The 12,983-nt window shown below is 50.8% G+C and carries 14 protein-coding genes; 4 read left to right on the top strand and 10 right to left on the bottom strand.

Annotated elements, in window-relative coordinates; genetic code table 11:
* The 4 genes from OGV93_RS03465 to apbC form a co-directional block, all read right to left on the bottom strand.
* On the bottom strand, nt 1-681 hold the full coding sequence (locus tag OGV93_RS03465) for a fimbrial assembly chaperone (protein WP_101700059.1): 681 nt from the start codon (nt 679-681) through the stop codon (nt 1-3).
* 63 nt (nt 682-744) lie between these two features.
* On the bottom strand, nt 745-1,284 hold the full coding sequence (gene yehD / locus OGV93_RS03460) for a fimbrial protein YehD (RefSeq protein WP_101700060.1): 540 nt from the start codon (nt 1,282-1,284) through the stop codon (nt 745-747).
* Between the two features lie 272 nt (nt 1,285-1,556).
* Nucleotides 1,557-1,838: a DUF2574 family protein gene (locus OGV93_RS03455; protein ID WP_101700143.1), complete on the bottom strand. Its 282-nt coding sequence runs from the start codon at nt 1,836-1,838 to the stop codon at nt 1,557-1,559.
* Nucleotides 1,839-2,102: 264 nt separating this feature from the next.
* Nucleotides 2,103-3,212: an iron-sulfur cluster carrier protein ApbC gene (gene apbC / locus OGV93_RS03450; protein ID WP_016153686.1), complete on the bottom strand. Its 1,110-nt coding sequence runs from the start codon at nt 3,210-3,212 to the stop codon at nt 2,103-2,105.
* Between the two features lie 164 nt (nt 3,213-3,376).
* Here apbC and metG point away from each other — a divergent pair, with 164 nt between their 5' ends.
* Nucleotides 3,377-5,410, top strand: coding sequence for a methionine--tRNA ligase (gene metG, locus OGV93_RS03445; protein ID WP_103928372.1), 2,034 nt, complete (start codon nt 3,377-3,379; stop codon nt 5,408-5,410).
* Between the two features lie 210 nt (nt 5,411-5,620).
* On the top strand, nt 5,621-6,079 hold the full coding sequence (locus OGV93_RS03440; protein ID WP_016156964.1) for a YehR family lipoprotein: 459 nt from the start codon (nt 5,621-5,623) through the stop codon (nt 6,077-6,079).
* 42 nt (nt 6,080-6,121) lie between these two features.
* Here OGV93_RS03440 and OGV93_RS03435 read toward each other — a convergent pair whose 3' ends face one another.
* The 3 genes from OGV93_RS03435 to OGV93_RS03425 are packed head-to-tail and all read right to left on the bottom strand — an operon-like array spanning nt 6,122 to nt 9,040.
* On the bottom strand, nt 6,122-6,592 hold the full coding sequence (locus OGV93_RS03435) for a YehS family protein (RefSeq protein WP_016156965.1): 471 nt from the start codon (nt 6,590-6,592) through the stop codon (nt 6,122-6,124).
* 46 nt (nt 6,593-6,638) lie between these two features.
* A complete protein-coding gene (btsR, locus tag OGV93_RS03430) occupies nt 6,639-7,358 on the bottom strand; it encodes a two-component system response regulator BtsR (RefSeq protein ID WP_016153690.1) in 720 nt (239 codons plus the stop codon).
* A complete protein-coding gene (locus OGV93_RS03425; protein ID WP_016153691.1) occupies nt 7,355-9,040 on the bottom strand; it encodes a sensor histidine kinase in 1,686 nt (561 codons plus the stop codon). The genes btsR and OGV93_RS03425 overlap by 4 nt, the downstream gene beginning before the upstream one ends.
* A 225-nt stretch (nt 9,041-9,265) precedes the next feature.
* On the opposite strand from OGV93_RS03425, the gene mlrA reads away from it, so the two are divergent.
* Together mlrA and OGV93_RS03415 are read left to right on the top strand one after the other, a co-directional pair.
* The gene (gene mlrA / locus OGV93_RS03420; protein ID WP_016153692.1) at nt 9,266-9,997 is read left to right on the top strand and encodes an HTH-type transcriptional regulator MlrA; all 732 of its coding nucleotides are present in this window, start codon (nt 9,266-9,268) and stop codon (nt 9,995-9,997) included.
* Between the two features lie 74 nt (nt 9,998-10,071).
* Nucleotides 10,072-10,179, top strand: coding sequence for a protein YohO (locus OGV93_RS03415; RefSeq protein WP_003027354.1), 108 nt, complete (start codon nt 10,072-10,074; stop codon nt 10,177-10,179).
* Here the strand turns inward: OGV93_RS03415 and OGV93_RS03410 are convergent.
* Genes OGV93_RS03410 through OGV93_RS03400 form a run of 3 tightly spaced genes read right to left on the bottom strand, consistent with a single transcriptional unit; the run spans nt 10,160 to nt 12,981 of the window.
* The gene (locus OGV93_RS03410; RefSeq protein WP_016156966.1) at nt 10,160-10,891 is read right to left on the bottom strand and encodes an ABC transporter permease; all 732 of its coding nucleotides are present in this window, start codon (nt 10,889-10,891) and stop codon (nt 10,160-10,162) included. The genes OGV93_RS03415 and OGV93_RS03410 overlap by 20 nt on opposite strands.
* Nucleotides 10,875-11,822 (bottom strand): ABC transporter ATP-binding protein, encoded by a 948-nt coding sequence (locus OGV93_RS03405; RefSeq protein WP_103928373.1) that lies wholly within the window; start codon nt 11,820-11,822, stop codon nt 10,875-10,877. Before OGV93_RS03405 ends, OGV93_RS03410 begins: the two co-directional genes overlap by 17 nt.
* Entirely contained in the window at nt 11,815-12,981 is a 1,167-nt protein-coding gene (locus OGV93_RS03400) for an ABC transporter permease (RefSeq protein ID WP_278249885.1), read from the bottom strand. The genes OGV93_RS03405 and OGV93_RS03400 overlap by 8 nt, the downstream gene beginning before the upstream one ends.
* Between the last annotated feature and the right edge of the window lie 2 nt (nt 12,982-12,983).

Here is a 12,983-nt window from a genome sequence, read left to right as displayed (position 1 = left end):
CTATCTTTCCGTTTTTATTTTTTCACTTAAGTAGTTTCCGTGATCATCAATAAGAGTAACCTTGTAATGATTAACGACAGCAGTGGTGATGACCTTTTTATCTGACCACGGAGCAAGTAATACTGTCTCGCTGTTTATTTTTGAATTACCCACTAGTTCAGGAATAGTAATCCAGTTGGCAGAATTATTTTTGATATTAATGCCACCGCTGACATCTCTGACGCTTAAGCGAGAAAAGCTTTTTTCATCTACACCGGCGATACCCTGCGGGCGATATATAAATTTGATGCGATTCTGCATAGCAAATTTAATCATGTTCTTACCTTCTGATTCCGCAGAATTAGGAGGAATATCTAACACATTCAGAAAAAAAAGGCTTTCACGATCTTTCGGCAGGGTATTTGCCAATTGCTTAATTTTCAGTTGTTGACCAGAGCCTCCGCTGACCTTTGCCACAGGAGGGGTCATTACAAATGGCACGTGGATTTTTTCGGGTGGTAGAACGGTATCTCCGTCATCTATCCAGGATTGAACCAGCGAGCTGCGACTGCCTTCATTCATTAACTGCACGGTGATTTCTTGTTTCTGTGCCGGATAAATGACACGGGTGCCGTAAATGTATATGCCGCCCCACGCAGGCATTACTGTACCGGCCAGTAAAAACACGAGTATTTTTTTCATTATAATTATCCTTACTGCGGAAATAATCGGCGGCCGGAGCCGCCGACAAACAGGATAGTCATCTTAATCAGTAACAACCGTCATCGTCAGCGAAGAAGCCACATCACCAGCGGAGACATCGGCAGTACCAATTTTCGCGTAGCGTGCGCTAAAGTTCAGAGTATATTTATTGTCCGCAGTTTTAGTTAACTCAATACCTGTATCGGGGTTAACCTGTTTAGTAAAATCATCACCATAGTAAACGGTGAAGCCAGCACCATTATTTGCTGCGGTATTTCGTGTAATATATTTATTTTCGCTGTCAAATTGGGAGCTGGAGAAAGTAATTTTTGGTGCTTTACTTCCTGTACATTCAACCGTCAATGGCACGGTAGTTTTATTTGAGTATCCTTCATAAACACCACCAGCACCTAAGGCATTTAATCTGTCAGCACCAATTTGGTTCATACCAATGGTCGCAGTGGTATCCCCTGTAAATTTACAGGTGGTCCCTACTACCTTACCAGTAATAATCAGTTCACCCTGATCAGAATCAGCAGCAAAAGCTCCAGCGCTCATAACTACAGCGGACAGAACAGCAGCAGAAATAATTGAACGTTTCATCGTATATTCCTTAATGAATTAATTTCTATTGGTTAAGAGGACTTAACCCGTGAAATTAAATTCGCACACCAGAAACGTTACCGCAATGTAAACGCGTTGTTTTATTGATTTAAAACAAATTGCAAAGCGCAATATAATAGAAACAAATCAGTCGATTTTTTTATTCTTTTAAATTAATAAATTTACGAAATTAACTGTCGGAATGGAATTCTTCAGAGAAATGGTCAGCCACGTATTATTCACAATAATAATGCATGGCTGATAAAAGACGTTTAATCGTAACGCGTCATCACAATTTGTCGTGTAGCGTCACCGGTGATAGTAACAATTTCAGTTACCGCACCTTTTGTTGGATTGGAAACACCCGCTCTGACGTTTGAAAAGGAAATAGCATTGCCACAGCGTTGCTGCACTTCGTTATTTACAACATCAGCGCTACAGGTGGGTTCAGTTACCCGACCATTGATATTCAGGGTGGCAGTATTTGTGGCGAAAGCAGAAGCGCTCATTCCATAAGCCAAAGTAATAACTCCCAAGAATAAATTTTTTTTCATTACGTTCATTATTCCTGTATCGGTTGGGAAACAGCACACAAGCCGTCTTTCCAGTAGATTATGGATTAACTGCCTCGCTAAGACTAATTGAGATTGTAGATTAATTCGACCAATTTGATCAATTTAAATGATGCATTGAGGGTGTTTATTCAGAAAAAGACATGAATTATACAGTCCGGATAAATAATTGAGTGAGATTTTTCATCCAATATATTCACCGCATCAATGCATTATTGATACGGTGAATCTTTTTAACGCTATTAATTACACCGCGCGGAAAGCAATTTCACCCGGGATCACTTCCCCTTGCCAGTAGAGCTGGGCAGCGACACGTCCTGCCAGGTCGCGGTAAATGGCGGTAAATTCGCTGTCAGGACGGCTGATGACCGTCGGCGTACCACGATCCAGGTCTTCACGCAGAGAAATATGCAGCGGCATCTGTCCCAGCAGTTGGGTGTGATACTGCTCAGCCAGTTTCTGCGCGCCACCGGTGCCGAAGATTGGCTCGTGATGACCGCAGTTGCTGCAAATATGCATACTCATATTCTCAACAATACCCAGCACTGGCACTTCGACTTTTTCGAACATCACGATGCCTTTTTTCGCATCGATCAGCGCGATGTCCTGCGGAGTGGTCACCACAACAGCCCCCGTGACCGGAATGTTTTGCGCCAGCGTCAACTGGATATCACCCGTACCCGGCGGCATATCCAGTACCAGGTAATCAAGATCCGGCCATAAGGTTTCTTGCAGCATCTGCAGCAGGGCTTTGCTGGCCATCGGGCCACGCCACACCATCGCATTATCGTCAGTAACCAGATAACCAATAGAGTTTGTCGCCAGGCCGTGAGACATGATCGGCGCCATATGGGTACCGTCTGGAGAGGTTGGACGCTGGTTTTCCGCACCGAGCATCGTCGGGATTGACGGGCCATAAATATCGGCGTCCAGAATCCCTACCTTCGCCCCTTCCGCAGCCAGCGCCAGCGCCAGGTTCACGGCAGTTGAGGATTTACCCACACCACCTTTACCCGAACTGACGGCGATGATGTTTTTTACACCATTAATGCCCGGCTGGTTTTTCACGCGTTTCAGCGTCGCAATGTTATGCGACAGTTTCCAGTCGATCGCTTTCGCACCAGTAATACGCAGCAGATCGGCGCTACATTGCTCTTTTAAGTCCTCAAACGCGCTCTGCCAGACAAACGGCATGACCAGCTCAACGTGCAACGTGTCATCCATCCAGGCGACGTGATGCAACGCTTTAAGCGTCGTCAGATTATGCTTCAGGGTTGAATGCTGAAAATTCGCCAGCGTCCCGGCAACCATCGCGCGCAGGGTCTCTGGTGATTTGGCCTGGGATTGTGCGTTCATCCCGACTCCTTTTTGTTGTTCTGAAAATACAATAGTCACCAGGTAGTTTACTCCAACCGCAACAATTATTCATTTACGGATAAATGCCCTTATCGCTTGGCGCAGTAATTACCATTTTGGTACTATCAAAGCCCTTTTCACTACAAAAGAAGTAATTGCCCACTATGACTCAAGTCGCGAAGAAAATTCTGGTAACGTGCGCGCTGCCGTACGCCAACGGCTCTATCCACCTCGGCCATATGCTGGAGCACATCCAGGCTGATGTCTGGGTCCGTTACCAGCGAATGCGCGGCCACCAGGTTAACTTCATCTGCGCGGACGACGCACACGGTACGCCAATCATGCTGAAAGCACAGCAGCTTGGGATCACGCCAGAGCAGATGATCGGTGAAATGAGTCAGGAGCATCAGACTGATTTTGCGGGTTTTGACATCAGCTATGACAACTACCACTCTACGCACAGCGAAGAGAACCGTGAGCTGTCTGAGCTGATTTATACGCGCCTGAAGGAGAACGGTTTTATTAAGAACCGTACTATCTCCCAGCTTTACGATCCGGAAAAAGGCATGTTCCTGCCGGACCGTTTCGTTAAAGGCACCTGCCCGAAATGTAAATCTCCGGATCAGTATGGCGATAACTGTGAAGTCTGCGGCGCAACCTACAGCCCGACCGAACTTATCGAGCCGAAATCCGTCGTTTCTGGCGCGACGCCAGTAATGCGCGACTCTGAACACTTCTTCTTTGACCTGCCGTCATTCAGCGAGATGCTGCAGGCCTGGACACGCAGCGGCGCGTTGCAGGAGCAGGTCGCCAACAAAATGCAGGAATGGTTCGAATCCGGCCTGCAGCAGTGGGATATTTCCCGCGATGCCCCATACTTCGGTTTTGAAATCCCGGATGCGCCAGGCAAGTACTTCTATGTCTGGCTGGATGCACCAATTGGCTATATGGGTTCGTTCAAAAACCTGTGCGATAAGCGCGGCGACACGACCAGTTTTGATGAGTATTGGAAGAAAGATTCCGACGCCGAGCTGTATCACTTCATCGGTAAAGACATCGTCTACTTCCATAGCCTGTTCTGGCCGGCAATGCTGGAAGGCAGCAACTTCCGTAAGCCGACCAACCTGTTCGTACACGGTTATGTGACGGTAAACGGTGCGAAGATGTCCAAATCTCGCGGTACCTTCATTAAGGCCAGCACCTGGCTGAAGCACTTTGACGCCGACAGCCTGCGCTACTACTACACAGCGAAGCTTTCTTCACGCATTGATGACATCGACCTGAACCTGGAAGACTTCGTTCAGCGTGTAAACGCCGATATCGTCAACAAAGTAGTCAACCTGGCATCACGTAACGCAGGCTTTATCAGCAAGCGTTTTGACGGCGTACTGGCTGCTGAACTGGCCGACCCGGCGTTGTATAAAACCTTCACTGACGCTGCTGCGGTGATTGGCGAAGCATGGGAAAGTCGTGAATTTGGTAAAGCTATCCGTGAAATCATGGCGCTGGCCGATGTGGCAAACCGCTACGTTGACGAACAGGCTCCGTGGGTCGTTGCTAAACAGGAAGGCCGCGATACCGACCTGCAGGCGATCTGCTCCATGGGTATCAACCTGTTCCGCGTCCTGATGACTTACCTGAAACCGGTTCTGCCAACGCTTGCTGAACGTGTAGAAGCTTTCCTGAACAGCGAGCTGAGCTGGGATGCCATTCAGCAACCGCTGCTCGGTCACAAGGTCAACACCTTTAAGGCGCTCTACAATCGCATCGACATGAAACAAGTTGAAGCGCTGGTGGAAGCGTCGAAAGAAGAAGTGAAGGCCGCTGCCGCACCGGTAACCGGCCCGCTGGCGGATGACCCGATTCAGGAAACCATTACCTTTGACGATTTCGCCAAAGTTGACCTGCGCGTGGCATTGATTGAAAACGCCGAGTTTGTGGAAGGTTCTGACAAACTGCTGCGTCTGACGCTGGATCTCGGTGGCGAGAAGCGTAACGTCTTCTCTGGTATTCGTTCTGCCTATCCGGATCCGCAGACCCTGGTTGGACGTCAGACCATTATGGTTGCTAACCTGGCACCTCGTAAGATGCGCTTCGGCATTTCTGAAGGGATGGTCATGGCGGCAGGTCCTGGCGGGAAAGATATTTTCCTGTTAAGCCCGGACGAAGGCGCAAAACCTGGCCAACAGGTGAAATAAATCAGACATCTCGAGCGCTGCAACTGCAGCGCTTTTTTTTTGCTGAGGGATTTACCTTTAATCTTAAACACACTCCCCCACTCCATTTTCGGACTGCTCAGCCATCGCTATTAGATTTATTCTATACTGCTCTGCTATTAAGGCCGCCCGGCCCCATCATATTCATTAGAATTATTATTTAGCTTTCGATATTCATAAAATGGAGTCTCCATGACAGCGTTACAAAAATTAGTTTCTCTCGCCGTGGCATCGGTTGTGGTTTTTTCCCTGGCGGGTTGTGGTGATAAAGAAGAAACGAAAACATTCAATGCCAATCTTAACGGTTCGGATATCACCGTCTCTTACACCTATAAAGGTGACAAAGTTCTGAAACAAAGCTCCGAAAGTAAAATCAGCTATGCGTCTGTCGGCGCCAGCAATAAAGAGGAAGCCGCAAAAGTATTCGATGCGTTAAGCGCCAAATATCAAAATATTGCAGGCGTAGAAGAAAAGCTCACCTATACAGATACCTACGCGCAGGAAAATGTCACTATCGATATGGAAAAAGTCGATATAAAAGCGTTGCAGGCAATTTCCGGGATGAAGCTTTCTGAGAAAGCCGATAAAAATATCAGCATGAAGCAAATGCAAACGGTAATGGAATCGGCGGGTTTTAAAGAAGTGAAATAACATCCTGGCGACCCGATATTCATCGTGGTCGCCAGCGTCGTTTTACGCTTTCGTTTTGTGCACTCGCGACGTCAAACCCCGCAGGAAATAACGCAGAAACTGATCGCCGCATTCGCGATAGTTCTTATGGTCCGGCGCGCGCATCATGGCGGTAATTTCCGGCATCGACACACGAAACTTCTGCTCGGTCATAATGGCCAGAATATCATCGGTTTTCAGCGAAAAGGCGATACGCAGCTTTTTCAGCACCGTATTGTTGTTAACACGACGCTCAAGCGCCAGTTCCGGCGCAGACTCGTCTTTACCACGCAGATGATAAATCAGACCGTTTAAAAATCCGGAGAGAATGATATCCGGGCAGCGAATAAACCCGGCTTCATCTTCTTTTGTCATCCAGGTATCAAAACCTGCGGAGGTGGATTCCATGTCAGCAAGCGCAAGAATACGCACCATGTCGTTATTGTTCGCTTTCAGGGTGTAGCGCAGGCTACGAAGAATATCGTTACTTAGCATAGAGCCTTCAACTGTCGGTGATGCAATAGCGCGCAGTGTATCAGTTTTACAGTCCAATCGCCTCTTTTAGGCTTTTAAGATAACGGCGACTTACCGGAACAGTCAGCCCGTTGCGCAAAATCAGTTCGGCCTGACCGTTTTCTTCCAGACGGATCTCCCGCAATTGCGCCATATTCACCAGATACTGCCGATGGCAGCGCAGCAAAGGTGTACGGCTTTCCAGCGTTCTGAGCGTCAGTTCGGTGAAACCTTCTTTACCATCGCTGCTGGTCACATACACGCCGCTCATGCGGCTGCTGATAAACGCCACGTCATCCATTTGCAGCAGATAGATTCGGCTGTGGCCGCTGCACGGAATAAACTTCAGCGCCTGCTGATTCTCCGGCAGTAGCGATACATCCTGCTTCGTGCGCTCCTGACGCAAACGGCTCAGCGTTTTTTCCAGTCGCGCCTCTTCAATCGGTTTGAGAAGATAATCAAACGCGTGTTCTTCAAAAGCTTTCACCGCATATTCATCAAACGCAGTAAGGAAAACAATATACGGACGATGCTCAGGATCAAGCATGCCAACCATTTCCAGACCGCTGATACGCGGCATCTGAATATCAAGGAACAGGACATCCGGACGCAGTTTATGTACCGCGCCGATGGCTTCCACCGCATTCGAACATTCGCCGACGATCTCGATGTCGCTTTGCGCCTGCAACAGGATCCGCAGATTCTCCCGCGCTAACGGTTCGTCATCGACAATCAGCACTTTGATCATGCCAGTTCCTCCAGAGGAAGTCGTAAAGTGATTCGGGTAAAGCGGTCAGGTTCACACGCTACGCTGATGCCAAAATCGTCGCCAAACCGCTCGCGCAGTCGTTTATCAACCAGATTCATACCCAATCCGCTGGCCTCAGACGTTGGCTGATACAACCCGGCGTTATCTTCAATATCCAGCATCAGATACTGCCCTTCGCGGCGGGCGGTAATCGACACTTCGCCGGTATCCAGTAGCTGAGAGGTACCGTGCTTAATGGCATTCTCCACAATAGGTTGTAGGGTAAAGGCAGGTAATTGCTGATACGAAAGCGCATCTGGCACCGTTAAAGTCACCTGCAGGCGCGACTGAAATCGCGCCTTTTCAATTTGCAGATAGGCATTAACGTGCTCAATTTCATCAGCCAGCGTCACAATCTCCGACGGACGTTTTAAGTTTTTGCGAAAGAACGTCGACAGATACTGCACCAGTTGGCTGGCCTGCTCGCTATCACGTCGGATCACGGCTTTGATGGTGTTGAGCGCATTAAACAAAAAATGGGGGTTCACCTGTGCATGCAGGAGTTTGATTTCCGACTGCGTAAGCATCGCTTTTTGCCGCTCATACTGCCCGGCCAGAATCTGCGCAGAAAGCAGTTGAGCGATCCCTTCCCCCAGCGTGCGGTTGATCGAGCTAAAGAGGCGGTTTTTGGCTTCATACAGTTTGATGGTCCCCATCACCCGCTGGTTTTCCCCCCGCAAAGGGATCACCAGCGTCGAGCCTAATTTGCATTGCGGGTGCAAAGAACAGCGGTAAGGGACTTCATTCCCATCGGCATACACCACCTCTCCGGTTTCTATCGCCCGTTGGGTGTACGACGACGAAATAGGTTTTCCGGGTAGATGGTGATCGTCACCAATGCCGGTAAATGCCAGCAGCTTCTCGCGGTCGGTAATTGCCACAGCACCGATATCCAGCTCTTCATACAGCACCTGAGCGACCTTCATGCTGTTAACCTCGTTAAACCCCTGGCGCAAAATACCCTCCGTTGAGGCGGCAACTTTGAGCGCAGTGGCGGAAAAAGCAGAGGTATATTTTTCAAACATCGCCCGTTTATCGAGCAAAATACGCATAAATAAGGCTGCACCCACGGTATTCGTCACCATCATCGGCGCGGCGATATTACTGACCAGCCGAAACGCATCGTCAAACGGCCGGGCGATTAACAAGATGATCAGCATCTGCACCAGTTCGGCGACAAAAGTAATGGCACCCGCGGTCAGTGGACTAAAGACTTTATCGGTACGGCCACGACGGGTGAGCACACTGTGCACCAGCCCGCCGAGCAAACCTTCCACAATGGTCGAAATCATGCAACTGAGCGCCGTCATTCCGCCCATTGAATAGCGATGTAAGCCACCGGTTAGGCCGACCAAACCGCCGACCACCGGGCCGCCAAGCAGCCCGCCCATCACCGCGCCGATAGCACGGGTATTAGCAATAGAATCATCAATGTGCAGCCCGAAATAGGTGCCCAAAATGCAGAAAATGGAAAAGGTAACGTAGCAAAGCAGCTTGTGCGGAAGCCGGATCGTGACCTGCATCAGCGGGATAAACAAACGCGTTTTGCTCATGAGCCACGCGATAACGAGAAACACACACATCTGCTGAAGCAGCAGCAACACCAGATTAAACTCGTACATACCTGCCAACCACACATCACTTAAAAGCGCGTAACATACATGGGCTGCGCGTAACTTTCTTTGAAGTGTTGCAAAAAAAAAGGAATTTGTGAGAACGATCACTCGAAAGCGCGAACATGACTACAAATTCACCCATTTGCTGATCAAAAAACAGACAAAACTACCTAGTTCGCAAAAGAGCGTCTAAAGTAAAACTGGGACCTCGCGAGCATAAGTGAGACGACGATGGCGCTTTACACAATAGGTGAAGTGGCTTTGCTTTGTGATATCAACCCTGTCACTTTACGCGCGTGGCAGAGGCGTTACGGATTACTGAAACCGCAGCGAACAGACGGCGGGCATCGCCTGTTTAACGACGCGGATATTGACCGGATCCGTGAGATAAAACGCTGGATAAATAACGGCGTTCAGGTCAGTAAGGTAAAAATGTTGCTCAGTAATGAGAACATTGATGTGCATAACGGCTGGCGCGAACAGCAAGAGACGCTGTTGAGCTATTTGCAAAGTAATAATCTGCATAGCCTCAGGATGTGGATCAAAGAGCGCGGTCAGGATTATCCCGCACAAACGCTCAACACCCATTTGTTCATTCCGTTACGCCGCCGCCTGCAATGTCAGCAGCCGATCCTGCAGGCGTTACTGGGGATCCTCGACGGTGTCCTCATCAACTACATCGCGATTTGTCTGGCCTCGGCGCGCAAGAAACAGGGTAAAGATGCCCTGGTTGTCGGCTGGAACATTCATGATACCACTCGCTTATGGCTGGAGGGTTGGGTAGCCAGCCAGCAGGGATGGCGCGTTGACGTCCTCGCCCACTCGCTAAACCAATTGCGACCGGAATTGTTTGAAGGCCGAACCTTACTGGTCTGGTGCGGCGAAAGCCAAACGCCCGCTCAGCAGCAACAACTGAACGAATGGCGCGCGTTAGGTCACGATATTTATCCACTCGGTATTTAAAGCCAACCAGGATCGGCTCTTAATATTCTGTTAACAAACGTGTACAATCCTTAGATTCACATAAGGAGTGCATCATGAGCGCAGCTAAAATCGGTGTCATTACCCTCTTCCTGCTGATGGCCATCGGCGGTATCGGCGGCGTCATGCTGGCAGGCTACACATTCATTTTACGTGCCGGGTAAGGTGGCTCGCTAATCGCTCAAACCCGCGGTCAACTATCACCGCAGCCAGCGCGACCAGCAGCGCCCCCTGAATCACATAGGCGGTATTGAACCCGCTCAGGCCGATGATAATCGGCGTGCCCAACGTGTTGGCCCCGACGGTTGAGGCTATCGTAGCGGTGCCGATATTAATAATCACCGACGTGCGAATTCCCGCCAGAATAACCGGTGCCGCCAGCGGCAACTCCACTTTACGCAGCCGCTGGCCCTGACTCATGCCCATTCCGCTGGCAATATCCATCACGCTGGGAGAAATTCCGCCGAGTCCTGCCAGAGTTGCCTGCAAGATTGGTAACACGCCATACAAAATCAACGCGATAATCGCGGGTTCAAGCCCAAACCCCATCACCGGTACGGCGATCGCCAGCACGGCGACCGGAGGAAATGTCTGCCCCACGGCGGCAATCGTTTCCACCATCGGCCTGAATTCCGCGCCCCAGGGCCGGGTTACCGCTATTCCCGCTCCGGTGCCAATGATGACGGCAATAAGGCTTGAAATCCCCACCAACGCAAAATGGCTCAACGCCAGCGCCGTAAAACTTTCCTGCTGATACACGGGACGCGGCAGCGCCGGAAATAGCGAACTAAACAGGGCCTGACTGTGAGGCAACCCCACCAACAGGATCAGAAACAGCGCAACAAGCCATAGCAATGGATCAGCAAGACGTTTCACGGGTCGGCGTCTCCGAAAGCAAATCGCGAAAATGAAGCGTCCCGCAGGGCAACCCCTGCGGCGTCACGACCGGCAAGACATCGCAGCCACGCGCCACGAACACCGACAATGCATCACGTAGCGTCATCTCATCCACCAGCGGCTCGCCGTCTGAGTGTTCGCCGCGACGGATAAAATCCCCTACCGTACGCAGCGACAACAGCCTTACGCCCAGTTCACTGCGGCCAAAAAAAGTTTGCACGAAATCATTCGCTGGCGCAGTGAGCATCGACAGTGGCGTGCCTTGCTTCACAACTTTTCCCACATCCATCAAAATCAGATGCTCCGCCAGTCTCAGCGCCTCGTCGATATCATGCGTCACCAGCACAATGGTACGTCCCAACAAACGGTGGATACGCGTCATCTCCTGCTGCAGCGCGCCGCGGGTGACCGGGTCCAGCGCGCCAAAAGGCTCATCCATCAGTAGCACCTGCGGATCTGCGGCCAACGCTCGCGCAACCCCAACCCGCTGCTGTTGTCCACCGGAGAGCTGATGCGGATAACGGTGACGCAAACTCGCCTCGAGGCCCAGCAGCGCCATTAGTTCATCTGTTCGGTCATCAATACGTGAACGTGACCACTTTTGCAGCTGCGGTACGGTGGCAATATTCTGCGCGACAGTCCAGTGGGGAAACAAACCAATAGACTGAATCGCGTACCCCATGCGCCGTCGTAACTCCAGCACCGGCAGGCTGCGGATCTCCTCCCCGGCGAAACGGATCTGCCCGCTGTCATGTTCAACCAGCCGGTTGATCATCTTTAGCGTGGTAGACTTGCCCGAACCTGACGTGCCAATTAATACCGAAAAGCTGCCCTCTCCTAACTGCAGGTTCAGGTCGTCGACGGCTTTTTGCTGGCCATAGGTTTTACTGACATGGCGAAATTCAATCATTATTCGATACCTTTAGCAGCGCGATCCCTAAATCAAACAGCGCATCAATCAACACAGCCAGCACAACGACCGGGATCACGCCCAACAGCACTAAATCAACGGCGCTACTGAGCAATCCCTGAAAGACCAGCGCGCCAAATCCCCCTGCACCAATCAGCGCGGCTATCACCGCCATTCCCACCGTCTGGACCATCACCACTCGCAAACTGCGCAAGAAGACCGGCAGCGCCAGTGGAAACTGCACCGAGATAAACCGCTGACGCGCGCTCATCCCCATCGCCCGGGCGCTTTCAAGTACATCGCGTGGAACCTGATTCAACCCAGCCACTACGCCGCGAACCAGCGGTAAGAGCGCATACAGCACCAACGCAATAAGCGCAGGCGTCAGACCGGTTCCCGCTACGCCAAGCGAACCCAGCAAGGGAAAGTGCTTCACCAGTCCGGCAAGCGGCGCAATTAACAGGCCAAACAGCGCGACGGAGGGAATAGTCTGGATGATGTTCAGTACCGCGAATACCGGCCCCTGACGGGAGACAGAAAAAGTACACCAGACGCCCAGCGGCACGCCAATGAGCAGCGCGGGCACCACGGTAGCGAACAGAATCGTCAGATGCTGCGCCAGCGCGTCGTTAAAGACATCCTGGCGATTGGCATATTCTTTAAGCAGAGAAAGATCGTTAAACGTACCGGAGAGCAGTAACACCAGCGGCAAAATGAATATTTGTGCGTGCAATAACCAACGCCACGACGCCCGTTCGGTGATGCGACGAATGGCGTCACTGGCTGCCAGCAGCATCAGTCCCAGCCCTAACCAGAACCCGCTGCCCAGGCTGGTTCTGGCCAGCGGGCTACCCGTCTGAGCCAGATACGTTGCCGTTGTGCCGGCGATGACCAGCACCGCAATCACCAACAGTTGGCTAACGATAAGCGTCAATATATTGCCGGATTTTCCCGGTACAAAGCACAGAAGAAACAGCAACACACAGGCCGCCGCTAATCCCCATGCCATGTCGGGTTGGATATCCCAGAGTTGACGCCCTTCACCGGAAACCAGGCGATTGGGAGCATAGCTGATGAAAGGAAGCGCTGCCGCCGCGATGGTCAGAAACACCAGCAGCAACAGCACCCGATTTACTAAAATATTCGACAAAACACCCACCT

Origin of the sequence: Citrobacter sp. Cb031, assembly GCF_030336725.1 — a bacterium.
In the GTDB taxonomy this organism is placed as follows: Bacteria; Pseudomonadota; Gammaproteobacteria; order Enterobacterales; family Enterobacteriaceae; genus Citrobacter; species Citrobacter braakii.
Note: the sequence above shows the minus strand (reverse complement) of the source record. Positions and strands in the feature narration are given on the sequence as shown.